The 25,375-nt window shown below is 56.3% G+C and carries 19 protein-coding genes and 6 tRNA genes; 17 read left to right on the top strand and 8 right to left on the bottom strand.

Features of this window, described 5'->3' with window-relative positions:
• Positions 1–75 precede the first annotated feature (75 nt).
• A complete protein-coding gene (locus C3F38_RS20545) occupies positions 76–945 on the top strand; it encodes a LysR family transcriptional regulator (RefSeq protein ID WP_038876579.1) in 870 nt (289 codons plus the stop codon).
• On the opposite strand, the gene C3F38_RS20550 is transcribed toward C3F38_RS20545, so the two are convergent.
• On the bottom strand, positions 942–2,603 hold the full coding sequence (locus C3F38_RS20550) for an alpha-keto acid decarboxylase family protein (RefSeq protein ID WP_055317369.1): 1,662 nt from the start codon (positions 2,601–2,603) through the stop codon (positions 942–944). The two genes, C3F38_RS20545 and C3F38_RS20550, sit on opposite strands and share 4 nt — an antisense overlap.
• A gap of 188 nt (positions 2,604–2,791) precedes the next feature.
• On the opposite strand from C3F38_RS20550, the gene mgrA reads away from it, so the two are divergent.
• Both mgrA and C3F38_RS20560 read left to right on the top strand, forming a co-directional pair.
• Positions 2,792–3,781, top strand: coding sequence for an L-glyceraldehyde 3-phosphate reductase (gene mgrA, locus C3F38_RS20555; RefSeq protein WP_038876581.1), 990 nt, complete (start codon positions 2,792–2,794; stop codon positions 3,779–3,781).
• A gap of 223 nt (positions 3,782–4,004) precedes the next feature.
• Positions 4,005–4,415, top strand: a complete 411-nt coding sequence (locus C3F38_RS20560; RefSeq protein WP_047730148.1) for a DUF2502 domain-containing protein — start codon at positions 4,005–4,007, stop codon at positions 4,413–4,415.
• Between the two features lie 41 nt (positions 4,416–4,456).
• Here the strand turns inward: C3F38_RS20560 and C3F38_RS20565 are convergent, their stop codons facing one another.
• Positions 4,457–5,692, bottom strand: a complete 1,236-nt coding sequence (locus tag C3F38_RS20565; protein WP_038876583.1) for an Nramp family divalent metal transporter — start codon at positions 5,690–5,692, stop codon at positions 4,457–4,459.
• A gap of 377 nt (positions 5,693–6,069) precedes the next feature.
• Here C3F38_RS20565 and C3F38_RS20570 point away from each other — a divergent pair, with 377 nt between their 5' ends.
• Positions 6,070–7,257, top strand: coding sequence for a NupC/NupG family nucleoside CNT transporter (locus C3F38_RS20570; RefSeq protein WP_004936373.1), 1,188 nt, complete (start codon positions 6,070–6,072; stop codon positions 7,255–7,257).
• A 298-nt stretch (positions 7,258–7,555) separates the two neighbouring features.
• On the opposite strand, the gene C3F38_RS20575 is transcribed toward C3F38_RS20570, so the two are convergent.
• The gene (locus C3F38_RS20575) at positions 7,556–8,620 is read right to left on the bottom strand and encodes an FAD-dependent oxidoreductase (protein WP_055317361.1); all 1,065 of its coding nucleotides are present in this window, start codon (positions 8,618–8,620) and stop codon (positions 7,556–7,558) included.
• Between the two features lie 472 nt (positions 8,621–9,092).
• On the opposite strand from C3F38_RS20575, the gene C3F38_RS20580 reads away from it, so the two are divergent.
• From C3F38_RS20580 to C3F38_RS20595, 4 genes are all read left to right on the top strand, one after another.
• Positions 9,093–9,629: a fimbrial protein gene (locus C3F38_RS20580; RefSeq protein ID WP_033648118.1), complete on the top strand. Its 537-nt coding sequence runs from the start codon at positions 9,093–9,095 to the stop codon at positions 9,627–9,629.
• Between the two features lie 27 nt (positions 9,630–9,656).
• Positions 9,657–10,379, top strand: coding sequence for a molecular chaperone (locus C3F38_RS20585; RefSeq protein WP_053056854.1), 723 nt, complete (start codon positions 9,657–9,659; stop codon positions 10,377–10,379).
• Positions 10,380–10,400: 21 nt separating this feature from the next.
• Complete coding sequence (locus C3F38_RS20590; protein WP_055317360.1) at positions 10,401–12,869, top strand: fimbria/pilus outer membrane usher protein; 2,469 nt, start codon at positions 10,401–10,403, stop codon at positions 12,867–12,869.
• A gap of 114 nt (positions 12,870–12,983) precedes the next feature.
• A complete protein-coding gene (locus tag C3F38_RS20595; protein WP_047730145.1) occupies positions 12,984–13,964 on the top strand; it encodes a fimbrial protein in 981 nt (326 codons plus the stop codon).
• Between the two features lie 157 nt (positions 13,965–14,121).
• Here C3F38_RS20595 and C3F38_RS20600 read toward each other — a convergent pair.
• Positions 14,122–14,197: transfer RNA gene (locus C3F38_RS20600), tRNA-Ala, on the bottom strand.
• A gap of 59 nt (positions 14,198–14,256) precedes the next feature.
• Positions 14,257–14,332, bottom strand: a tRNA-Ala gene (locus tag C3F38_RS20605).
• Positions 14,333–14,640: 308 nt separating this feature from the next.
• Here C3F38_RS20605 and C3F38_RS20610 point away from each other — a divergent pair.
• Entirely contained in the window at positions 14,641–15,426 is a 786-nt protein-coding gene (locus C3F38_RS20610; RefSeq protein ID WP_047730144.1) for a formate/nitrite transporter family protein, read from the top strand.
• Positions 15,427–15,492: 66 nt separating this feature from the next.
• Here C3F38_RS20610 and gltX read toward each other — a convergent pair whose 3' ends face one another.
• Positions 15,493–16,908: a glutamate--tRNA ligase gene (gene gltX, locus C3F38_RS20615; RefSeq protein ID WP_033643946.1), complete on the bottom strand. Its 1,416-nt coding sequence runs from the start codon at positions 16,906–16,908 to the stop codon at positions 15,493–15,495.
• A gap of 294 nt (positions 16,909–17,202) precedes the next feature.
• On the opposite strand from gltX, the gene C3F38_RS20620 reads away from it, so the two are divergent.
• From C3F38_RS20620 to C3F38_RS20655, 8 genes are all read left to right on the top strand, one after another.
• Positions 17,203–17,278 (top strand) — tRNA-Val (locus tag C3F38_RS20620).
• A gap of 29 nt (positions 17,279–17,307) precedes the next feature.
• Positions 17,308–17,383 (top strand) — tRNA-Val (locus C3F38_RS20625).
• Between the two features lie 38 nt (positions 17,384–17,421).
• Positions 17,422–17,497: transfer RNA gene (locus C3F38_RS20630), tRNA-Val, on the top strand.
• A 7-nt stretch (positions 17,498–17,504) separates the two neighbouring features.
• A tRNA-Lys gene (locus C3F38_RS20635) sits at positions 17,505–17,580 on the top strand.
• Positions 17,581–17,777: 197 nt separating this feature from the next.
• Entirely contained in the window at positions 17,778–18,785 is a 1,008-nt protein-coding gene (fepB, locus tag C3F38_RS20640) for a Fe2+-enterobactin ABC transporter substrate-binding protein (RefSeq protein WP_038876589.1), read from the top strand.
• A 214-nt stretch (positions 18,786–18,999) separates the two neighbouring features.
• Positions 19,000–20,055 (top strand): Fe(3+)-siderophore ABC transporter permease, encoded by a 1,056-nt coding sequence (fepD, locus tag C3F38_RS20645; protein ID WP_038876591.1) that lies wholly within the window; start codon positions 19,000–19,002, stop codon positions 20,053–20,055.
• Positions 20,055–21,092, top strand: a complete 1,038-nt coding sequence (gene fepG, locus C3F38_RS20650) for an iron-enterobactin ABC transporter permease (protein WP_038876593.1) — start codon at positions 20,055–20,057, stop codon at positions 21,090–21,092. The genes fepD and fepG overlap by 1 nt, the downstream gene beginning before the upstream one ends.
• A gap of 17 nt (positions 21,093–21,109) precedes the next feature.
• Entirely contained in the window at positions 21,110–21,916 is an 807-nt protein-coding gene (locus C3F38_RS20655) for an ABC transporter ATP-binding protein (RefSeq protein ID WP_004936408.1), read from the top strand.
• A 28-nt stretch (positions 21,917–21,944) separates the two neighbouring features.
• On the opposite strand, the gene C3F38_RS20660 is transcribed toward C3F38_RS20655, so the two are convergent.
• Entirely contained in the window at positions 21,945–23,531 is a 1,587-nt protein-coding gene (locus C3F38_RS20660; protein WP_055317359.1) for an ABC transporter substrate-binding protein, read from the bottom strand.
• A gap of 140 nt (positions 23,532–23,671) precedes the next feature.
• The gene (gene alsS, locus C3F38_RS20665) at positions 23,672–25,357 is read right to left on the bottom strand and encodes an acetolactate synthase AlsS (RefSeq protein ID WP_038876597.1); all 1,686 of its coding nucleotides are present in this window, start codon (positions 25,355–25,357) and stop codon (positions 23,672–23,674) included.
• Positions 25,358–25,375: the final 18 nt, after the last annotated feature.

Raw genomic sequence — 25,375 nt, forward strand, 5'->3', positions numbered from 1 at the left:
TTGCGAAAGCCAGGTGATTATCATCGTTTTTTCGGGTAGGTTAAAAATAGGTTCCATCGATAAAGTAGATAGGTTATGCACTATTCTCCGGAAGCGCTGCATGCGTTTGTCGAAGCCGCCGCCCTCGGCTCGTTTTCCGCCGCCGCGCGCAAGCTGCGCAAAAGCCAATCCACCGTCAGCACCGCCATCGCCAATCTGGAGGCCGACCTGGCGCTGACGCTGTTCGATCGCAGCGCGCGCCAACCGGTGCTCACCGCCGCCGGCCGCAAGGTACTGGGGCATGTGCAGGCGATCCTCGCGGCCAGCGAACGGCTCGATGCCCTGAGCATTCAGCTGGCGGGCGAGGTTGAACCGCGCCTGAGCATGGTGTTTTCCGATACCTACCAGCCCAAACATCACGATCGGTTGATGCAGCTGTTCGAACAGCGCTACCCGGAGATTGAGCTGGAATGGATGATCGCCGAGGAAGGCGACGTTATCGATCTGCTGCAAAGCGGCCGCGCGCATTTGGGCATGGTGGAAGTGCAAAAAAGTTATCCGCCGGATATCGCCTTCTCCCGGCTGCCTGAGCAGACCGGAATGGGGCTGTTCGTCGCCCATCAGCACCCGCTGGCCCAGGTCGCCGCGCCAACGCCGGAGCAGCTGTCCAGCATCCGCCAGCTGATCCTGAATACCTACACCGGCGCCGAAGCGGCCAGACAGGGTGGCCTGGTCTGGTCGGCGCCCAGCTATCTGCTGTTGCTGGAGATGGCGGAACAGGGGTTCGGTTGGGCGGTGCTGCCGCACTGGCTGGTGCAGCAATACGGCCACGGCAAACTCACCCAGCTGCGGCCGCGCGGCTGGCCAAAACTGATTTCGGTGGATGCGGTCTGGTCCAAACTGACCCCGCCGGGCCCGGCGGGGTTCTGGATGCTGGATCGCCTGCTGGGCGATACCCAGCCTTAAGCGGCGGCGTTGCGTGCCTGAATGGCGCGCGAGACGGTATCGAGCAGTTCCGGCATGTCCATCTTCGGCAGCATCACTTCGATGAAGGCCAGCCGATCGTCGTCCGCTACCTCGCGTAGCGCCTGGCGCAGTCCGTCCGGATCGCTGACCCGCAACGTCTTCACCGGCCGCTCGCCGGCCAGCGCCGGCGGCAGCTGCGTCCAGTTCCAGCGCGCGATGTCGTTATAACGTTGCTCCGGTCCGTGGATCGCGCGCTCGATCGTGTAACCCTGATTATTCAGCACGAAGATCACCGGCTTAAGCCCGTCGCGCAGCATCGATCCCAGTTCCTGTACGGTCAGCTGCGCGGCGCCGTCGCCGATCAGCAATATTGCCCGCCGCTGCGGTTCGGCGGTCTGTACGCCGAACGTCGCCGGCAGGGTATAGCCGATCGATCCCCATAGCGCCTGCACGATCAGGCGGCAGCCACGCGGCAACGTCAACGCCGCCGCGCCGAAACAGGCGGTGCCCTGATCGGCCAGCACGATATCCCCGGGCCGCAGGAAATCCTGTATCTGCCGCCAGAAGGCGTGCTGATCCAGCCCTTCCCCATCGGTTTCCGGCAGCGTCGGGCGGACGATCGGCGGCAACGGCCAGCGTGACGCCAGCGACAGGCTCAGGCGGTGCAGCGCCTGCACCGCCTCGCGCATCGGAATGCGGCTAAAGCGCTGCCGCCCGACCCAGGCTTCGAACGGTTGAATGTCGATGCATTTTTCCACCGGCAAATGATGCGTGAAACCGGCGGTAATGGTGTCGGTCAAACGCACGCCGACGTTGATCACCACATCGGCGTTTTCGATAAGCTGTTTCACCGCCGGATCGCTGGCGCCGCCGCAGTAGGTCCCGACAAACCCGGCTCGGTTCTCATCCAGCACGCCTTTGCCAAGCAGCAGCGTAGCGTGCGGAATGTCGACCGCCTGCAGCCACTCGTCCAGCGCCGCTTCGGCACCGAAGCGATCGGCCAGGAAGTCCGCCAGCAGCGATACCCGCCGCGCCGGCAGCAGCTTTTCGCGCGCTGCGGCGATAAATGCCTGCAATGCGCTGCGCGACAGTTTGGCCTGACGCAGCATCAGCGGCGCCGGTTTGGCCGACAGCGGCGCTTGTGCGACGTCGCTGGGCAACATCAGGTAAACCGGGCGATGCTCCAGCAAGGCGACGCCGATCAGGCGGTCTATCTCCACGGCGGCGTTGTCGGCGGTCAGGTCGGCCTGTGCGACGGTCACCTCTTTGGCTATCCGGGCGAAGTGGGTAAAGTCGCCATCCCCCAGCGAATGGTGCAGCAAATCACCGGCGCGCTGGGCGCGCTGCGCCGGCGTGCCGACCACGTGGATCACCGGCAGGTATTCGGCGTAACTGCCGGCCACCCCATTCAACGCGCTCAGCTCCCCCACACCAAAGGTGGTGAGCAGCGCCGCCGCCGGTTTGCAGCGAGCGTAGCCGTCGGCGGCATAGGCGGCGTTCAGCTCGTTGGCGCAGCCTACCCAGGTGATTTGCGGATGAGCGAGAACGTGATCGAGGAATTGCAGGTTGTAATCCCCCGGCACGCCGAAGAAATGACGGATGCCAATTTGGGCCAGACGATCGAGCAGATAATCGGCCACCGTATAGGTCTGAGTCATGATCATCACCTGTCTGCAGCTGGAGCGATTATCTTAAGTATCGAAGATACCGTTCAAATTTCGAACAAACGCTCCTGCCTCGATCGGCAACCTGGCGTTACATGCCGGCGCTGTGATCGCTCCCCCGGCAGCGCGGTGTGAAAGCGTATACACTCAAAGCACTTCACCTCCCGCCGACAAGGATAACCATGTCCTACCAAGCCTCCCCTACGCGTTATCAAGATATGGAATACCGGCGCTGCGGCCGCAGCGGGCTGAAGTTGCCCGCCGTCTCGCTCGGGCTGTGGCACAACTTCGGCGACGCCACGCTGTACGACAACGCCCGCGGCCTGATCCGCTGCGCCTTCGATCGCGGCATTACCCATTTCGATCTGGCCAACAACTACGGCCCGCCGCCCGGTGCCGCCGAGGAAAACTTTGGCCGTATTCTCAACGGCGATCTGCGGGCCTGGCGCGATGAGCTGATCGTCTCGTCCAAAGCCGGTTACACCATGTGGCCCGGCCCCTACGGCGATTGGGGCTCGAAAAAGTACCTGGTCGCCAGCCTCGATCAGAGTCTGAAGCGCATGGGGTTGGAGTATGTGGATATCTTTTATCACCACCGGCCGGATCCGGACACGCCGCTGGAAGAAACCATGGCGGCGCTGGATCTGCTGGTGCGCCAGGGCAAAGCGCTGTATGTCGGCCTGTCTAACTACCCGGCCGAACGCGCGCGGCAGGCATTCGACATTCTGCAACGGCTGGGCACGCCGTGCGTGATCCACCAGCCGAAGTATTCTATGTTGGAACGCACGCCGGAGGCGGGATTGCTGGGCACATTGGCGGAGCATGGCGTCGGATCGATCGCCTTCTCGCCGCTGGCGGGCGGCCTGCTGACCGACCGCTACCTGCACGGCATCCCGCAAGATTCCCGCGCCGCCAGCGGCAGCCGCTTCCTGCAGCCGGAGCAACTGACCGCCGAACGGCTGGACAAGGTGCGCCGCCTCGATGCGCTGGCGCGGCAACGCGGGCAGAAGCTGTCGCAAATGGCGCTGGCCTGGGTGCTGCGCGGCGATCGCATCACCTCGGTGCTGATCGGCGCCAGCAAGAATGCGCAGATAGAAGACGCGGTGGGCATGCTGGCCAATCGCCACTTCAGTGAAGAAGAGCTCGTACAGATCGAACAAATCCTATTGTAATCGCTTACAAACACCGCCGCTCCACCGAGCGGCGATCCCCCAGAAAAATCTCAAATCTCGGCCTGCGGCGCCGTTTTCAGAGTGGCTCTCAGATTCAACCCTACGCGCCGGCGCTATGATGCCGATATTGCAGCAAAAATAACGATAAGGCCGCTTTTTAAACTGATGAACGCGCTTCATAAAGTGATTAACGGCCAGGCCGCGCAAGCGGAAAGGAGAAGTCATGTTTAAACCTCTGCTCTTGGCTGCCATCTTGGCGGCGACGGTGTTGCCCGCCGTACAGCAGGCTCACGCCGAAGGGCTCAGCATCGATCTGATGCCGGGCGTTTCATTGCGCATCGGCGATCAGGACAATCGCGGCCGTTACTGGGACGGTTACGACTGGCGCGATCGCGACTGGTGGCAAGGCCATCAGGGACGCTATCTCGGCGATCGCAGCCCGCGCGGCTATTACTGGGATGGCTATCGCTGGCGCGACCGCGACTACTGGCGCAAATATTACTACTCGCGCGACGGGCGCTATTACAAATGCGACCATCATTGCGACAAGCATTACTGGAAGAAAGAGAAAAAACACCACCATGATCACGATCGCGATCGCTGGCGTCGCCACGGCGATGACGACCGCGATTAACGACAACGGGCCGGCGCAACGCCGGCCCGCACTGTTTTCGCCTACAGCACACTGCCGATCAGCAAGTAACCATTCAACCCCACCACCACCAACACGATCAGCTTGCCCAGGTTTTGCACCACGGGGCCGTTAACCATCTCCCCCATCAGCGCCCGATTGCCGGTGAAAGCCAGCAGCGGCACCAGCGCCAGCGCAATGCCGAAGCTGAGCAGCACCTGGCTCAGCACCAGAATGCGCGTGGCGTCCATCCCCAGCATGATGACGATAAACGATGGCAGCATGGTCACCGCGCGGCGCAGCCACAGCGGGATATGGAAATGCACGAACCCTTGCATCACCACCTGCCCCGCCAGCGTACCCACCACGGTGGAAGAAAGACCGGCGGCCACCAGGCTCAGGCCAAACACGGTGGCGGCAGCTTGCCCGAGCAGCGGTTGCAGCGTCAGATAGGCCACGTCGAGATCGGCGATGCCGCTGTGGCCGCTGAAATGAAACGCGGCGGCGGCAGTGGCCATCATCGCCAGGTTGACGAAACCGGCGATGGTCATGGCGACGGCGACGTCGACTTTGGTGGCGGCATAGCGCTCCGCCTTATCATGCTCACCGCCGACTTGGGTGAGCGACGAATGCAGATAGATCACGTGCGGCATGATGGTGGCGCCCAATACCCCGGCGGCCAGAAATACCGCATCGCCGTTAGGCAGATCGGGCAGCGCCATGCCTTTCAGTAGCGGCGCGAGCTGCGGCTGGGAGAACGCCAGCTCGACGATATAAGCGGCGGCGACGAACAGCAGCAGGCCGCCAATCACCAGCTCCAGCGGCTTTTGTCCGCGCTTTTGCAGCATCAGAATTAAAAAGGTGGCGATGCCGGTCAGCACCGCGCCCTGCAACAGGGAAACGCCGAGCAGCAGCTTGAAGCCGATCGCCGCGCCGATAAACTCGGCCAGATCGGTCGCCATGGCGATGATCTCCGCCTGCACCCAATAGGCCCACACCGCCGGCCGCGGAAAGCGATCGCGAATATGCTCGGCCAGGTTTTTCCCGGTGGCGATGCCCAGCTTGGCGGACAACAGCTGGATCAGCATCGCCATCACGTTGGCCCAGACCACCACCCACAACAGACTATAGCCGAACGAGGCGCCGGCCTGGATATTGGTGGCGAAGTTACCGGGATCGATATAGCCGATAGCGGCGATGAAGGCGGGCCCCATCAGCGAGAGTTTGATTTTTCTGGCGGAGCGACCGGAGGTGGTTTCAACCACGCGACTGTTCAGCATATGTTGAACCCTTACTGAAATTACGTTTATCTCCACTCTATATAAATGATAATAATTATCAAGCGCATTTAGAGTGGTAAAACTTATCTCTGCAATAGCCAACATTAACGGTTTTATCGAAGGGTTCAGCGCGGAGCTTGCCGATTTCCGTGCTTTTCTGATGGGGTTTGGGCTGCAATACCCCTGAAAGACAGGTTAGCACAAGAATACGAATTTCCTATTGCTGCTTTAACGTCTTGATTTTTTATGCTTTTGCGCAACACTTTAGGAGAACTCCCACTATGATTTTCCATATTTGCAATAGAAGTCTCGTTTTTAAACGTAGCGTTACATAAAATGACAGCCGAAATTCAGCCTGCCTCAAATTTGGAGCAAACATGTCCCATATTGCGCACTTTGCGTTGGCGATAGTGGTGGTGGCGATCCTGGCCCTGTTGGTGTGCCGCGATCGTAAAAGCATCCGCATTCGCTATGTTATTCAACTACTGGTTATCGAAGTACTGCTGGCCTACTTTTTCCTGCATTCGGAAGCGGGTTTGGGCTTCGTAAAAGGATTTGCCGCGCTGTTTGACAAACTGCTCGGGTTTGCGGGACAAGGGACTGATTTCGTATTCGGCGGCATGGGCGACAAAGGCCTGGCGTTCTTCTTCCTGAAGGTGCTGTGCCCGATCGTCTTCATTTCGGCGCTGATCGGTATTCTGCAGTACATCAAGGTGCTGCCGTTCATCATCCGTATTATCGGTACCGTGCTGTCGAAAGTGAACGGCATGGGCAAGCTGGAGTCGTTCAACGCCGTCAGCTCGCTGATCCTGGGCCAATCCGAAAACTTCATCGCCTACAAGGATATCCTGGGCAAGATGTCGGAAAAGCGCATGTACACCATGGCGGCGACCGCGATGTCTACGGTGTCCATGTCCATCGTCGGCGCCTACATGACCATGCTGGACGCCAAGTTCGTGGTGGCGGCGCTGGTATTGAACATGTTCAGCACCTTTATCGTGCTGTCGCTGGTCAACCCGTACGACACCAATAAAGAAGAAGAGCTGCACCTCGGCAACCTGCACGAAGGCCAGAGCTTCTTCGAAATGCTGGGTGAATATATCCTGGCCGGCTTCAAAGTAGCGATTATCGTTGCCGCGATGCTGATCGGCTTCATCGCCCTGATCGCCGCGCTCAACGGTGTGTTCAGCGCCATCTTCGGCCTGAGCTTCCAGGAAATCCTCGGCTACTTCTTCTATCCGTTCGCCTGGATCATGGGGATTCCTAAACACGAAGCCCTGCAGGTTGGCAGCATCATGGCCACCAAGCTGGTTTCCAACGAGTTCGTGGCAATGATGGAGCTGCAGAAAGTGTCTGCCGAACTGTCGCCGCGCAGCCTGGGGATCCTGTCGGTGTTCCTGGTGTCCTTCGCCAACTTCTCCTCCATCGGCATCGTGGCCGGTGCGATCAAGGGCCTGAACGAACACCAGGGCAACGTGGTGTCGCGCTTTGGCCTGAAGCTGGTGTACGGCTCTACGCTGGTCAGCATCCTTTCCGCTTCCATCGCGGGTCTGGTACTGGGCTAAGCCTCGAACCGACTGCGATAACAAGGCGCCTGCGGGCGCCTTTTTTATTATTTGCCGCGCCTCTCACCTCTGCGCTGGGAAGAAATAAATCTCAGCCCCTGTTGGCATGCCAAATCATAAAGCCTTACTTGCAGTTTGTATAAAAAGAAAACACGCTAAAAAACGAATACCTTAGTTTTTAGGGCGTACTTTCCATTATATCGGTAAAATTGAACGCACGTTATTGTGAAGAAGAATGTTCACTAGCGGCTAATGATAAGATGCATCCTTACTCTGAACCGACTTTTAAAAATAAAGGCTAGTTGCTCGAATCCGTTAAAAACGCTGTGATTTCCTCAGAAATAATCGGCGACGCATTATAGTAAGAATCAACACTTTCCACGACCACGATTTTCTTGTTATCTTCACTTGCAGTCCAACATGGAACCACCGCCAAAGTCCCTTCCACATAGGAAAATGAAGAGATAATGGTAAACAACGAATCCGAAATGATATCTAACTTTCTGCGGTCGATGTAGGCACCGATATCTAAGCTTCGCGTCAAAAACTCCGCAGACTGAGGGACATGAATATCTCCTCCTACTCTGACGATCTTGCCATCAACAGAAGGGACAATCCACAAATTGAACTCCCTTTCTGTAATCATCATAGGCGAAAGCAGATTACCCACAGAGTGGGAAAGATAATAATCTCTAAATACCCGATTAACGGCAGGGCACACCTCGAAGGGTGAAACTATCTCATTGATATTATAGCCATTTGTAAACTTTATGACCGTGTCGTACATGCGTTTATTTTCATCAAAAAAAATCACGCCACTCTCGATACTGTTCAAGTCGCCAATATTTTTGTTTCTAAACACATTGACACTGGTAAAGAAAGCCAGCTCATCCTGAAAGTAGGAAAAAATTTCTGCCGTATTTAGCAAAATGGAATCATAACTCACAAAAACAGATTTGTTTTTACAGTTAAGGAAAGAGGGAAAATTGATGGATTCATCATCTCCGCCGTTTTTCACTTCATAGGGTAGATCATGCTGTTCATAGAGTCTCGCGAGGTGAGGTATTTCAGATCTTTCGACGATGCGAACCATCTTTTCTTTTCTGCCGAACTCACCGCTGGAGGAAAGAATGAACTTTTCCCACATCCATTGCGACTGGGTACATAAACGGCTGAGGCGTTGGTTATTTTCATGAATGCGTCGCCACAGACAATGATTTCCAAATGAAGTTTTGAAGTCGTCATAATCTCTGTCATCAAGGAAGAAATCGACGGAAATTCCTTTTCTGGCGCAAGCCAGCGCCGTCATCGCCGCAGTTACCCCACCGCCACCCACAATTGCGATATTTTTATTTTTTTTCATGGATAACCTCATCCAGCCGTAATGAAATAATGACAATAGTTTCTTCAAGAAAACAGCACCAATGTCAATAGATACCAACAACAAACATTAATTAGCACATTAACTATTTCGCGATTAATCAGAGAATAAAACTATTAACATCGCTAAAATTTGATATAAATTCACACCATTACAGCATAAAAAACTATTTACATAGAATTATACACCAAAAACACAGCCATAGCCGCCCTTAACGACTGACAATTTTTTTTTCATGTAGACTGAATTTCATTAACAACAGCACACGAAATGCGCAACACAACTAGCACAAAACACCATTTAAAAAACTAAAATCAGTTTTTTAAAGAAATCTAACATTAAAATCATGGTATCAATCACCAGAAAAGGGGGGTATTTAACATCTATTTACACATGATGGCACAAGAGTTGAAAACGTATAATTTACATACAGTTATAACACAAGGATATTTATATGAATAAGTACATGCTGAACTCATTGCTGCTTGTCGGTGTTCCTTTGGCGATGACCACCATTACCAAGGCTGCCGCGGCGGACGGCACCATTAATTTCACCGGCAATGTCACCGATCAAACCTGCACCGTAGTCGCCGGCAGCGCCAACCAAACCATTCCGATGGGCAACATCAGCGCCAAAGCATTTAAAAGTGCTGGCGATACCGCCCTGCCGACAAAGTTCAGTATTGCTTTAACCAGCTGCCCTGAAACGGTGACAAAAGCGTCGGTAAAATTCGACGGGACATATGCACAAGGCAACTCGACATTGTTGTCACTCAATTCAGAAAGCGGTGTGGCAACGGGTCTTGGCGTAGCCCTCTATGAGGCTGACGGCACCACGCAAATTCCTATGGCTTCGTTTTCTAATGCGCAGAGCGTGCAGAAAGACATCAACAACGTCTTTACCTATGTCGCTAAATATATGGCGACATCGGATAAGGTCACGGTCGGGCCGGCTAATGCCACGACACAATTTAGCATTTCATATAACTGATAAAAACAGCCTGTCAGGTCAGCAAATATGGCTGGCCTGACGGCAAAAAACATCAAGGACGCCATAATAATGAAGCTAAGTAAATATTCTTTGCTGGCAATAGTCTTTTTTTCATGCGGCGCATCGGCAAGCGTGACGCTAGCCGGTACACGTATCGTTTATGAAGAAGATAAAAAAGAGGCAAACATTTCCGTCACCAACCAGGATCACAATAGCCCGGTACTTATTCAAACTTGGGTAGAAAGTTTCTCGCCTGAAGATAAAAAAGAGGTTCCATTTGTTGTCACCCCGCCATTATTTAGACTGGAACCAGAACAGGATAATATCATCAGAGTCATTTATTCTGGAGGAAATCTGCCACAACATAAGGAATCGATATATTGGCTGAGCGTAAGATCAATACCCTCAACCAAAAAATCAAAAGAAAACAAGTTGCTCATTACCGTACAAAATAAAATAAAGCTATTTTATCGCCCCAAAACCCTATCAAGAGATGAAGCCATAGATGCCTACAAAAAAATTCATTTCTCATTGAAAGGAAAGACCTTAGAGGCAAAAAATCCGTCACCGTTTTACGTCTCCTTTTACTCAGTAAGCATTGATGGAAAAGAGGTAAAGGAGGTCGATATGATCGCGCCACAAAGCACGAAAAAATGGCTATTGCCACAGGAAGCTCATGGTAAAGAAATAAAATGGCAAGCCATCAATGACTATGGGGGAGTGACCCGTGCGATAAGCGCACCATTATAGTATTTGCCAGGGGATGCGAAAATGACGATGAATAACAAGGCCACCAATAAAACATCGGTGCTGTTTTTTTGTGTTCTATCTTCACCTGCGGTTTTAGCTGAAGACTACTTTGAACCCTCAGCGCTGAACAGAGATTACCAGACCATAACTGACTTATCCCACTTTAATAGTGCGCGCAGTCAATTGCCTGGTGAGTATTGGGTTGATATCTATTTGAATAATGTATTTTTCGCTAATAAAAAAGTGTCTTTCTATTATGTGGATGGTACTTTGCAGCCCCGAGTCTGTCGCAGCGCTCTGGTTAACCTCGGTGTTCGCATGGACAAACTGGAAGTAAACAATGACACCGACCTTGCCTCAACGCCTATCAGCAAGATTATTCCCGGCAGTCAGGCCAAGTTTGATTTTAATCGACAACGATTGGATTTAAATATCCCGCAGGCTTATATCGAAAATCTTCCTCGAGACTGGGTTAACCCCGCACTTTGGGATGATGGCATTCGCGCATTTTTAATGGATTACAGTTTTAGTGGTACCGAGTCATGGAAAACGAAAAATAAAAAAGATAATGGAAATCAATATTTAAACTTGCGCAGTGGTTTTAACTATGATGCCTGGCGCTTCAGAAACTACTCTACCTATTCAAACCAAAGCAGTACTAAATGGAAAGGTATCAACACCTATGCCGAGCGCAGCTTTCGGGACAGCAAAAACACGCTGACCATTGGCGATAGTTCAACATCGGGCGACGTTTTTGACAGTTTTCAATTTCGCGGTCTGAAATTAGCAAGCGATCCCAGCATGTGGCCCGACAGCCAGAGAGGGTTTGCCCCAACGGTTAGAGGTATAGCGCAAAGCAATGCTGAGGTCACTATAAAACAAAATGGCTATATCATTTATCAAACACATGTACCTGCGGGAAGTTTTGAAATAACGGATATCTACCCCACCACCTCCAGCGGTGGGCTGCATGTGATCATCAAAGAAGCCGATGGCTCAGAAAGGAGTTTCTTCCAGCCTTTTTCCTCTGTCCCCATCATGCTCAGGGAGAACATGATAAGAAATGAATTCACAATGGGGGAATATCGCTCTGCGCGAAGCGCTAACCAAAAGTATAAGTTTCTACAGGCATCGACGATTTATGGCCTTAAAGATGATAAAACACTCTATGGTGGCGCCATTATTTCGGAAAAGCACCAGGGAATTTCTGCCGGCATTGGCAGCAGCCTGGGGCATTTCGGCTCCGTCTCTGCCGATGTCACTCACACCAAAAGCCGATTAGCCACAGGGCAAGATCGTAAAGGACAACAATACCGTATCCAGTACGCAAAAAATATTGAAGCAACGGGTACCAACTTTACGCTGGCCGGCTATCAATACTCGACGTCTGGCTACTTAAGTTTCTCGCAGCTCAGTGATATGAATGCCAACATTGAAAGAAACTGGCTGGCGCGCGGCGTGAAAAAAAATCGGCTGGTTCTCAATATTAATCAGCCTATCCGTGATTTCGGCAGTCTATACATCAATGGTTACCAACAAAACTATTGGCACAGCGATGCCGTTGAACGAAATTTTCTCATGGGATTTTCCACGAACCAATCTGGAGTGAGTTACAATATTGGATTGGGCTACAACAGCGGCCGCTATACGGACAAGCCCGACAAGATCGCCACGCTTAACGTCCAGATTCCGTTAAGCAAAGGGCAATCAAACAGCTGGATGAATTATACCTCGAGCAAGAGCAGCAAAGGCAAACTCAATCAGCAATTAGGGCTAAGCGGTACCGCACTGGAAAATAACCAGCTCAGTTATAACGTCTCTGCAGCTCAAAGCGGTACTCGTGACGGCTATTCTGGCAACAGTTCGGCTTATTATCGCAGTAGATATGGTGAAATAGGCGCCGGATACAGCTTTGATAAAGATGTGCAGCGAATAAACTACAGTTTACGAGGCGGCGCCGTGGTTCATCGAAACGGCATTACACTATCCCAATCGCTGGGTGACACTATTGCTTTAGTCGAAGTGCCAAATGCAGACAATGTTGAAATCATCAACAGTACCGGTGTCACCACAGATTCGCGAGGCTATGCCGTGGTGCCTTATATCAACAGTTATCATAAGAATCGAATTAATTTAAACCCGCAGTCCTTTGATGACTCAGTAGAAATAGAGAACAATAGCCAAACCGTCATCCCGACGAAAGGCGCCATTGTTGTCGCCAACTTTGCATCTAACATAGGAAACCGAATTATTTTCAAAGTACATCATCGTGGGACGGAAATTCCTTTCGGCGCCGTTGCCACATTGCGCGGCGACCCAGCGAAATCAGGTATCGTCGGCAATAATAACGCGGTCTATATGAGCGGCATGCCAGACGCTGGAACAATAACATTGCGTTGGGGAGCGGGAGGAAGCTGCCAGGGAAGTTACAGTATAGAGCCTAACGATTCTGCCTCAAGAGTTAAGCAGATTAGCTTGCAATGTGAATAAGATAAACACGACAAATCACTATCGCTTGCTTTATTAAATTTTTAGAGCATGGTAGCCCGTAATAAGCAGATTAATAAATCATTTTCGAGAGAATAATCGCCAAAGGACATCAGCATGACGACATCAAGGCTAATCACAGCCGCACATATCGCCAAAACAGTAAGCATTCTGATCTTATTATTTTCCTGTTCAGCCAGGGGAGATGGTGATTGCCGTGCAATATGGCACAATCCACTGCGCATCGAGCAATCCGGCATTACCGTCACGGCTGGCGCCAAAATAGGCGATCTTATCGGCCAGGGAGAATCTTACTTTTCAGTAAAATTACTGGAAAATAACACGGGATTCTCCTTGGGTGAGCGAGGCGACTTGGTTATGCAGCCCTTCTCCGATCTGACTGCGACAGATTTAAAGTACAATGGTATCACTGTCTATCAAACGAGTTGGAAGGGCGTCGGCATTGCCATGTCGCTTAATGACAAACCGGGCCTCATCGAGTTCTATGGTCCCCGCGAGACGCCTGTCGGCTATATCCTGGGCGCTAACTTTAAACATTATCTGATCAAGACAGGCGATATACAGCCTGGCACCATGCCCTCGTTTGCGCCTTTCTTTTTCAACTATACCTGCTTAAGAGCCTCAAATGCCAGGAGATTGGGCCACGTTTATTATCCTGCCGTCAATATTGCCGTCGAGGGCTGTCGCCTGAACACACCCTCGAAACAGGTTATTTTAGACAAGGTTAATCGGCGGGTATTTTCCGGTCCTGGCAGCGTGGCCGGGAATACTCCCTTCAACATCGCTCTGGAGTGTAATGCCAACACAAAAGTTGATTTGGAAATACGCGGGGAAACGGTTAATGGCCTTCATCAAGTCTTGGCGATTACCCCCTCAAAAGAGTCCGCCACCGGCGTGGGCCTACAGATTCTGCACAACGGCGTTCCCTTTGAACTGGGCTCCGCGGCCAACGTATTAAACGAAACATTAATAGGGATAAATGAAATCCCACTCAGTGCGCAATATTACCAAACTGAAGAGAAAATCACGCCGGGAGAAGTCAATGGCATCGCTCATTTCACCGTCTCATATCGCTGATTTTAGTATTGTTATGACGTGCCAAGACGAAACCGGACAGAATAGCGGCAACGTCTAGCGAGGGTATCAAGGAAAAATTTTGCGTAAAAGTAGCGGACAAAGGCAACTAAAAGGATATAAAGCAAAAAGCCGACCCTAAGGTCGGCTTTTTAAATGGTGGTGGAGCTAGACGGGATCGAACCGTCGACCTCTTGCATGCCATGCAAGCGCTCTCCCAGCTGAGCTATAGCCCCACAAAAGTGGTACGCGTTGACCGGCGTTACGGTATCCCCAACCTTGCTGAGAAGAAGGTTGGTGGAGCTAGACGGGATCGAACCGTCGACCTCTTGCATGCCATGCAAGCGCTCTCCCAGCTGAGCTATAGCCCCGTTCCACAATCACTTTGTGCTGTGAACGGGGCGCATAATATGAAACCCGCTCAAAGCTGTCAACGGCTAAATTGAATTCCTGAATCAAGCGTTGAAAAAGCCGCCAAATCAGCATGTTTGGCGCCAAAAAATCATCACTTTGTGCAGAGTTCATCCATTTTGCGCGCTACATCTCAAAATGGCAAAAGACCCTGTATATCACGTTGATTTTTAATTAACGGAATGTTAGCGAAATGCGCTTGAGTCGGGCTCCCGAGCGGCATAGACTGCCCGCGCCATAAACTTTATTACTATAAACCGAGTCCGTCATGTCTTTGCATTCACCAAAAGAAATCGCCGCCCTCGCCGTTCAGGCCGGGGTAAACAAAAGCCGCGCCCCTCTCGCTAATCTGCTGATTCTGGGCTTTCTCGCCGGCGCCTTTATCGCCACCGGCTTTCTGCTGGATATTCACGTCATCGGCACCCTGCCGGCCGAATGGGGCTCTTTCGGCGCCCTGTTGGGTGCCGCGGTGTTCCCTATCGGCCTGATCCTGACCATTCTGGCCGGCGGCGAACTGCTGACCGGCAACATGATGACCTTGCCGATGGCCTGGTTCGCCCGTGAAATCCCCGCCATCGCCGTGCTGCGTAACTGGTTTTGGGTCACCCTGGCCAACCTGGCCGGCAGCCTGGCCGTCGCCTACTTCTTCGGCCATTTGCTGGGTCTGACCGAAGGCGCGTTCTTGCATAAGACGCTGGCGATCGCGCAGGCCAAAGTGGATGCGGACTTCCTGCACGCCTTCATTTCCGGCGTCGGCTGCAACTGGCTGGTGTGCCTGGCGGTGTGGTTAGCCTTCGCCAGCAAGGATGTGCCGGGCAAAGTGATCGGCATGTGGTTCCCGGTCATGGCTTTTGTCGCCATCGGCTTCCAGCACGTCGTGGCGAATATGTTCATCATCCCGGCGGCCATCTTTGCCGGCGGCATGGGCTGGGAGCAGTATCTGCCCAATTTCGTCGCGGTATTTCTCGGCAACGCGCTGGGAGGCGCCGGCTTTGTCGGGCTGATGTATTTCCTCGCCTACCGCCCGGGGCTGCCGGCTAGCGAGCAAGCCTGACGCACCGCCATGAAAAAAGCCCCGGGATCGCTCCACGGGGCTTTTTCTTTAAGGCGTAACAGCGAATCAGGCTTGCGCTTCGCGCTCGGCAATGTAAGCCAGCGCCATGTCGATGCGCTGCAGTGAACGCTTCTGGCCGATCGCATGCACGGTCACGTCCATACCCGGCGACTGGCCGGCGCCGGTCACCGCGACGCGCAGCGGCATGCCGACTTTACCCATGCCGACACCCAGCTCATCCGCCGTGCCCTGAATGGCGTCGTGCACGTTTTCCGGCGTCCAGACGGTGATGGCGGCCAGCTTGGCGCGCACCGCTTCCAGCGGCTGACGCGCCACCGGGCGCAGGTGCTTCTTGGCCGCGTCGGCGTCGAACTCGCTGAAATCTTCGTAGAAGTAACGGCAAGACTCCGCCATCTCTTTCAGCGTCTTGCAGCGCTCGCCCAGCAGCTTGACGATGTCCTTCAGTTCCGGCCCGTTGCGGGTTTCAATGCCCAGTTGCTCAACGTGCCATGCCAGATGCACCGCCACTTCTTCCGCCGGCATATGGTTGATGTAGTGGTGGTTCAGCCACTGCAGCTTCTCGGTGTTGAACGCGCTGGCAGATTTGTTGATCGCTTCCAGCGTGAAGAACTCTTTCATCTCGTCGATGGAGAAGATCTCCTGATCGCCGTGGGACCAGCCCAGACGCACCAGGTAGTTCAGCAGCGCCTGCGGCAGATAGCCGTCGTCGCGGTACTGCATCACGCCCACGGCGCCGTGACGTTTTGACAGCTTTTTACCGTCGTCGCCGAGGATCATCGACACGTGCGCGTATTCCGGCACCGGCGCGCCCAGCGCTTTGAGAATGTTGATCTGGCGCGGGGTGTTGTTGATGTGGTCTTCGCCGCGGATCACATGGGTGATTTCCATGTCCCAGTCATCGACGACGACGCAGAAGTTATAGGTTGGCGAACCATCGGTGCGGCGGATGATCAGATCGTCCAGCTCCTGGTTGCTGAATTCGATCGGGCCGCGAATTTTGTCGTCGAAAATCACCGAGCCTTCCTGCGGGTTGCGGAAGCGCACCACGTGCGGCTCGTCGTCGGTGTGGCTGCACTGGCTGTCGCGGCAGTGGCCGTCGTAACGCGGCTTCTCGCCGTTTTCCATCTGCTTCTCGCGCAGCGCTTCCAGACGTTCCTTGGAGCAATAGCATTTATAGGCCGTGCCCTGCTCCAGCATTTCGTCGATGACCGCGTTGTAGCGATCGAAACGCTTGGTCTGGAAGTACGGGCCTTCATCCCAATCCAGGTTCAACCAGTTCATGCCATCCATAATTGCGTCGATCGCGTCCTGGGTAGAGCGTTCCAAATCGGTATCTTCGATACGCAGAACGAACTCACCGCCCGCATGGCGGCTGAACAACCAGGAATAAAGTGCGGTACGCGCGCCGCCGACGTGAAGATAGCCGGTCGGGCTCGGTGCAAAACGGGTTTTGATTTTCATTGGGTTCACTGCCTTATTACGCAACGCGTGTCGGCGATGGCCGACGATTGCTCGGAATTGAAAAAAGAGTGGACGACATTGTATCACCACGCGCTAATTCCTCAACGCCGACACGATATTGCGCCGGTCGATTTCGCGCGTTTTGCGGCGAGTTTCGCATAGCGTTGCGCAAAGAATCGGCGCCGTTGGCGATAATTATCGCGCCCTGCCTAAATTTGCGGCGAACGATTGAAATCATTTTAAAAACCGTTGACTCACTTTGAACTATCCCTATAATGCGACTCCAACAAGACGGGGCGATTAGCTCAGTTGGTAGAGCATCTCCTTTACACGGAGGGGGTCGGCGGTTCGAGCCCGTCATCGCCCACCATCTTGTTGAGTAAAAATGAGAACGAATGAGGGTGATTAGCTCAGTTGGTAGAGCATCTCCTTTACACGGAGGGGGTCGGCGGTTCGAGCCCGTCATCACCCACCATCATTCTCTCGTTTAGCAGTACTTGGAAGTCCTGAAGTGGGTGATTAGCTCAGTTGGTAGAGCATCTCCTTTACACGGAGGGGGTCGGCGGTTCGAGCCCGTCATCACCCACCACTTCTGCGGGTCGTTAGCTCAGTTGGTAGAGCAGTTGACTTTTAATCAATTGGTCGCAGGTTCGAATCCTGCACGACCCACCAATTCAGAAAAAAGCGCCTTTTGGCGCTTTTTTCGTTTCTGCCGTTCCCCCCTCTTCTTCTTTATCCAGCCACCGCGTGCTGAGATACGAATGGTTATCATTTTGCCGGCTTGAATGGTAAATTAGCGGGCATCCACCACGCAGCCAATCCGCCGCCGGATTGATACGCCTTAGTTCAAGGAAAGAAAGAGCCCGCTCATGACCCTATCCTTACGCCAGCTGTTCTTTGCATTTATCGCCACTTCCAGCCTGCTGCTCAGCGGCTGCGGTCCGGACGACAAGAGCGACGGGCAGAAACCGTCCGCCCCCGCTGCCGACAGCAGTTGGCCGCGCACCATCGACAGCGCCAAAGGGAAGTTCACGCTGGAAAAACCGCCGCAGCGCATCGTGTCCACCAGCGTCACCATCACCGGCACGCTGCTGGCTATCGACGCCCCGGTGGTCGCCAGCGGCGCCACCAGCCCGAACCCTCTGGTGGCCGATAAACAAGGCTTCTTTACCCAGTGGAGCGAGGTAGCCAAACAGCGCCACGTCGAACGGCTGTATCAGGTGGAGCCCAATGCCGAGGCCGTCGCCGCCGCCGCGCCGGATTTGATCGTCGTCGCCGCGACCGGCGGTGATTCGGCGTTGAAACTGTATGACCAGCTGTCGGCCATTGCGCCGACGCTGGTGCTCGATTATGGCGACAAAAGCTGGCAACAGCTGGCCAGCGAGCTCGGCAAGATCACCGGCCATGAAGCCGGCGCCAAACAGGCGGAAGATCGTTTCGAACAGCGCGTGGAGCAAGTGAAGCAGGCGATCGCGCTGCCGCCGCAGCCGACCACCCCGCTGGTGTATGCCGACAACGGCCGCGAGGCCATGCTGTGGACGCCGGGGTCAGCCCAGGGCAAGCTGCTGACCCAGCTCGGCTTCCAGCTGGCCACCCCGCCGGAAAGCGCCAAAGGCAATGCCAGCATGGGTAAACGCCATGACATCATCCAGATCTCCGGCGAAAAAATGGCCGAGGGACTGAACGGCAAAACGCTGATCCTGTTCGCCACCAACGAGCGTAAAGTGCAAGAGGTGCTGACCAACCCGTTCCTCAAACATCTGGAGCCGGTGGAACAGCGGCACGTCTACGCCGTCGGCAACGACACTTTCCGTCTCGATTACTACAGCGCCACCAACATGCTGAACCAAATCGAACGGCTGTTCAAAAAGCCCTGAACCACGCCGTCGGCAGGCCAGCCTCCTGCCGACACTTTCCGCAAGCGTGGCGATCCTTCACATCCAATCAATTGAAATATCAATAGTTATTAACATCATGAATGCAAAGTACCGCCGAACCGGCGGGTGCATTCAGACGCAAACTCGTGCTATATTAGCGCCCCTCGTGAACGCAAATAACAATGAGAATAAAAATCATAAAGGAGTTACCGGTGTGAACGTACCCACTCCGACTGAGCGGACGCTTTCGTCCGCACCGCACGCAGCTTACGCCAGTGGCTTCAAACGCATCGCCGGGTTCGGTATCGGCACGGCGCTGTTGCTGCTGTGCATCATTGCCAGCCTGATGCTGGGTTCCAAAGCCATCCCCTTCCATACCGTCTGGCTCAGCCTGCAAGGCGCCGCGAGCGGTTCCGACAGCACCATCATTCTCAACGCCCGGGTACCCCGCACGCTGGCGGGCATCTTGGCCGGCATGGCGCTCGGTGCCGCCGGCGCGCTGATTCAGGCGTTGACGCGCAATCCGCTGGCCGATCCCGGCGTGCTAGGCATCAACGCCGGCGCCAGCTTCGCCGTGGTCATCGGCATCATGTTTTTCGGCGCGGCCACCACCGAAAGCTATATGGCCTACGCCTTCGTCGGTGCCGCCCTCACCACCCTGCTGGTCTACCTGATCGGCACGCTGGCGGGCGGACGTATCAACCCGGTGCGGCTGACGCTGGCCGGCGTGGCGATCGGCGCGGTGTTGCTCGGCATCACCACCGGGCTGTCGCTGATCGATCCGCAAACCTTCGACCAACTGCGCTTCTGGCAGGCCGGTACGCTGGATATCCGCACGCTGTCCACGCTGCCGGTTACCGCCCCCGCCATTTTGCTCGGCTGCCTGCTGACGCTGCTCATCGCCCGGCCGCTGAATACCATCGGCATGGGGGAAGACCTGGCTATCGCGCTCGGCGCACGCGTGGTGCTGACTCAGGTCGTCGCGGTGATCGCCATCACGCTGCTGTGCGGTGCGGCGACCGCCACCGTCGGCCCAATCAGTTTCATCGGCCTGATGGTGCCGCATATCGCCCGCTGGTGGGTCGGCCCCGACCAGCGCTGGATCCTGCCCTACTCCATGCTGCTGGCGCCGATTTTACTGCTGTGCGCCGACGTGGTCGGCCGTTTGCTGGCGGCCGGTGAGCTGCGCGTTTCCATCGTGGCGGCCTTCATCGGCGCGCCGGTGCTGATCTGGCTGGTGCGCCGCAAGAAAACGCTGGGGGGGCTGTGATGAGTCTGCCCCACACATTGCATATCGGCCGCCCGGACGGCGTCATCAACGGGCGCATGCCGCTGCGCCTGCTGTTGGTCAATATTTCACTGCTGGCGTTGTGCCTGGCGATGGCCGTTGCCGCGCTGTGCTACGGCACGCTGCAGCTTTCTCTGGAACAGGTCTTTGCCGCGCTCAGCGGCGAGGCGCCGAAAAATCTGGTCACCGTGGTCACCCAATGGCGCTTGCCGCGTATCGCCATGGCGCTGCTGTTAGGCGGCGCACTCGGCATGAGCGGCGCCATCTTCCAGTCGATTATCCGCAACCCGCTCGGCAGCCCGGACGTGATTGGCTTTAACATGGGGGCTTACACCGGCGCGCTGATCGCCATCACCCTGTTCAACGGCGGCTATTACTACATCGCCGGCGGTGCGCTGGCCGGCGGCATTCTCTCCGCGCTGGCTATCTATCTGCTGGCCTGGCGGCAAGGCATCGCCGGCTTCCGGCTGATCATCGTCGGCATCGCCATCAGCGCGGTGCTGGTCTCTACCAATACCTGGCTGATCATCACCGCCTCGCTGGAGCGCGCCATGGACGCCGCCATGTGGCAGGCCGGTTCACTCAACGGCATGACCTGGCAGAAAGCCCAGCCCGCCACGGCGTTCATCGTGCTGGCGGCCGCGGCCGCGCTGCTGATGGGCAAACGGCTGCAGCTGCTGGAAATGGGCGACGACACGGCGCGCGCGCTGGGCGTGAACGCCGAAGGCAGCCGGCTGTGGCTGATGCTGTTCGGCGTCACCCTCACCGCCGCCGTCACCGCCACCGCCGGGCCGATTTCCTTTATCGCGCTGGCGGCGCCGCAGATCGCCCGCCGCCTGGCCGGACAATCCTCGGTCACCCTGACGTCCTCGGCGCTGATGGGCGCGACGCTGCTGCTCGGCGCCGACGTGGTGTCCCAACATCTTTTTGCGCCGATCCAACTGCCGGTCGGGGTCGTGACCGTCTGCATCGGCGGCCTGTACCTGATTTGGCTGCTCATCCGTGAGGCCCGCCGATAATGAAAAGTGATAACGCCATGAGCCACCGCCTGCACGCCTCGCACCTGAAGCTGGGCTACGACAATAAAATCATCGCTGACGATCTGAGCGTGGCGATCCCCGACGGCGCCTTCACGGTGATCGTCGGGCCGAACGCCTGCGGCAAATCGACGCTGCTGCGCGCCCTGTGCCGTCTGCTGAAACCCAGCGCCGGCGAGGTGATGCTGGACGGCAAAAACATCAGCAGTTTCGCCACCAAAGCGCTGGCGCGCGAGCTTGGCCTGCTGCCGCAAACCTCGATCGCACCGGACAGCATTACCGTGGCAGACCTGGTGTCGCGCGGCCGCTATCCGCACCAGAGCCTGCTGAAACAGTGGACGCAGGCCGACAAACAGGCGGTGGAAGCCGCCATGGCGGCCACCAACGTCAGCCAACTGGCGGATCGAAGCGTCGACGAGCTGTCCGGCGGGCAGCGTCAGCGCGTCTGGGTAGCGATGGCGTTGGCGCAGCAAACGCCGCTGCTGCTGCTGGATGAACCGACGACGTATCTGGACATCGCGCACCAGATCGAGCTGCTGGATCTGTTCCGCCAGCTCAACCGCGAGCGCGGTCAAACCTTGATCGCGGTGCTGCACGATCTCAACCACGCCTGCCGCTATGCCGATCACATCATCGCCATGCGCGACGGCAAGATCGTGGCGGAAGGGAAACCGGCGGAGATCATCACCGCCGAACTGGTCGAGCGGGTGTTCGGCATGCCGTGCATGATCATCGACGATCCGCTGTCCCACACGCCGCTGGTGATCCCGCGCGGCCGCTACCACTGCGACGCGCCGCAGGCATGAAAAAGGCCGGGTTAACCCGGCCTTTTCGTTACCTCTCCAGCGACACCTGTTTGAAGATGTGTTTGCCGAACGGGTCGATTTCGTAGCCTTTCACTTCCTTGCGCACCGGTTCGAAGATGGTCGAGTGCGCGATCATCAGCGCCGGCATCTGATCGTGCATCATCACCTGCGCCTGCTGGTACATCGCCACCCGCTTGGCGTGATCGTTCTCCTCGCGCGCCTGCAGGATCAGCTGGTCGAACGGTTTGTAGCACCATTTCGCCGAGTTGGAGCCGCCGAGCGAAGCGCAGGTGAACAGCGGGCCGAAGAAGTTGTCCGGATCGCCGTTGGCGGTGGTCCAGCCCATCAACGCCGTCTGGTGCTCGCCGTTTTTAATCCGCTGTAAATACTCGCCCCACTCGAAGGTGACGATTTTGGCGCGCACGCCGATTTTAGCCCAGTCGGCCTGGATCATCTCCGCCATGCGCTTGGCGTTGGGGTTGTAGGGCCGCTGCACCGGCATCGCCCACAGATCGATGTCGAACCCCTGCCCCAGCCCGGCTTCCTGCAACAGCTGCTTCGCCCGCTCCGGCGAATACGGGTAGTCTTCAAGCTGCGCGTTGCTGCCCCACTGGGTCGGCGGCAGCAGGTTCTTGGCAGGCTGGCCGGCGCCGTGGAACACCGCCTCGATGATCGCCGGCTTGTTGACCGCCAGCGCCAACGCCTGGCGCACCTTGACGTTATCCAACGGTTTTTGCTGGGTATTGAACGCCAGGAAGCCGATATTCAAGCCGGATTTTTCCATCACCTGAAGGTTGCCGTCCTGCCGCATGCGCGCCAGATCCGCCGGGTTGGGGAACGGCATCACCTGGCACTCGTTCTTTTGCAGCTTGGCGTAACGCACCGTCGCATCCGGCGTGATCGAAAACACCAGCCGGTCGATCTTCGGTTTGCCTTCCCAGTAGCGGTCGAACGCCTTGTAGAGGATTTTCGCGTCCTTCTGGTACTGCACCAGCTGGAACGGCCCGGTGCCTATCGGATCGTTGTCCACCCGCTGCGGCGTACCGGCCTTCAGCATCGCGTCGGCATATTCCGCCGAAAAAATAGTGGCGAAGTACATGCCCAGATCGGCGACGAACGGCGCCTCGGCGCGGGAGAGCTCAAAGCGCACGGTGTGATCGTCCACCTTGACGATCCGGTCGATCAGCGTGCCGAACTCCATCGACTCGAAGTTGGTGTAGGCGCCGTTGGAGACCTTGTGATACGGGTTGTTGGCATCCTTTTGCCGCATAAACGAGAAGATGACGTCATCGGCATTGAAATCGCGGGTGGGCGTGAAATATTTATTGCTCTGGAATGCCACCCCTTTGCGCAGGTGGAAGGTATAGCGCTTGCCGTCCTCGCTCACTTCCCAGCTTTCCGCCAGGCTGGGTTGCAGCTCGACGGTGCCGGGTTTGAAGTCCACCAGCCGGTTGTAAATCGCCGCCGAGCTGGCGTCCACCGTGGTGCCGGAGGTGAACAGCTGCGGGTTGAAGCCTTCCGGCGAGCCTTCGGAACAGTAGACCAGCGTATTGGCCCGCGCGCCACCGGCTATCGCCAACGCCAGCAGCCCGATCGTTATTGCTTTTCTTTTCATTGCGCTATCCCCAGTGGTGAAAAAACAGCCCAACGGATAGCAATAAATCATGCAGTTAGCGAAGTAAAGGACAAAATCCGCGCATAAAAACGGGCAGGCGCGCAAGCGGCCTGCCCCGGTGAAACCGCGCGATGATGAAATTAAATCATCTGGCTGAAGTTCATCTGCGCCATCAGCTTATAGTTGTCGGCATAGTCGACCGGAATGGCCACCACCACCGGCCCCTGGATCGCCATCGCCTTGCGCAGCATCGGCCGCAGATCGTCCACCGACTGCACGGCGAAACCGACCGCGCCGCAGGATTCCGCGTAAGCCTTGAAGTCAATCGGCCCAAACTCCACGCCGGATTTGCGCTGGTATTTGTTCACTTCCTGCATTTCCACCATGTTGTAGGCGTTATCGACCCAGATGACGTGCACGATGTTGTTTTTCAGCCGCACCGCGGTCTCCAGTTCCATGCTCGACTGCATGAATCCGCCGTCGCCGGAGATAGACACCACTTTATCGCCGGGGCGCACCAGCGCCGCGCCGATGGCCCACGGCAGCGCGACCCCCATGGTTTGCTGGCCGTTGGAGATCAACAGCTGGCGGGCGCGGAAGCTGTACAGGTAGCGGGCGATCCAGATATGGAAACTGCCCATGTCCACGCACAGGGTTACATCGTCGCTGACGATGTCCTGCAGCTCCTTGACGATGCGCAGCGGGTGGATCGGCATGCCGCCGCGGCGGGCGGCGCGCTCCGCCAGTTCAGTGCGCTGGCGGCCGAGATCGGTGAGGATCAGCTCCACCTCCGGCGGCACGTAGACCGCCTCAGTGAACGTTTCAGTCATCATGTTCAGCGTGGCGCTGATGTTGCCCACCAGCTCGACGTCCGGCCGATAGCAGGTATCGATATCCGCCGGCAGCACGTCGATGTGCACCAGTTTCAGCCGCCCGTGGCTGTTCCACATGCAGGGATCGTATTCGATCGGATCATAGCCGACGCTCACCACCAGGTCGGCCTTCTGCAACAGCTGATCGGCCGGCTGGTTGTTGAACAGGCCGACGCGGCCGGCGAAACGGGCGAAGTGGTTGACGTCGATCACTCCCGCCGCCTGATAGGTGCCGACCACCGGCATATGGGTGCGGTACAGCAGATGGCGCACCGCTTCGCTGTTCTCCGGCCGGCTGGCCTGCAGACCGAGCAGCAATACCGGGCATTTGGCCTGGCGGATCAGTTTCACCGCCGCCTGAATGTCGTCCGCCGCCGCGGCCCCCATGCGCGGCAAGCGGCAGCCGGCCAGCACCGGCGCGCTGACCGGTTCATTGACGATATCCATCGGCAGGCTGACGAACGATGCCCCCGGCCGGCCGAACTCGGCGCGGCGAAAGGCGTTGGCGATCACCTCGGAAATCGCCGAACCGGCATGCACTTCGGCGCAGTACTTGGTCACCGGCCGGAACATGCTGACGGTATCCATGCTCTGGTGCGTCTGCTTCAGGCTGTCGGCGCGCTTCACCGCCCCGCCGAAGGCCACCACTGCGTCCCCTTCCGAAGTGGCGGTGGCCAGCCCGGTGATCAGGTTGGAGCTGCCCGGCCCGGAGGTGACCAGCGCCACCCCGGCCTTGCCGGTCAGGCGGCCGACCGCCGCCGCCATAAAGGCCGCGTTGGCCTCATGCCGCACCACCACCGTTTCAATCGATGGCGCGTCCTCCAGCGAATCGAACACCCGGTCGATCTTGGCGCCCGGAATGCCGAAAACGTGTTTGACGCCCTGCGCTTCCAGGTTTTTCACCACCAAGTCGGCGCCGCATTGCCAGTCATTGCCTGTTTTTTCCTGTGCCATGGTTCCACCTCCTAAGAA

The sequence above is a fragment of the Serratia sp. SSNIH1 genome (assembly GCF_002935055.1).
Taxonomy (GTDB): domain Bacteria; phylum Pseudomonadota; class Gammaproteobacteria; order Enterobacterales; family Enterobacteriaceae; genus Serratia; species Serratia nevei.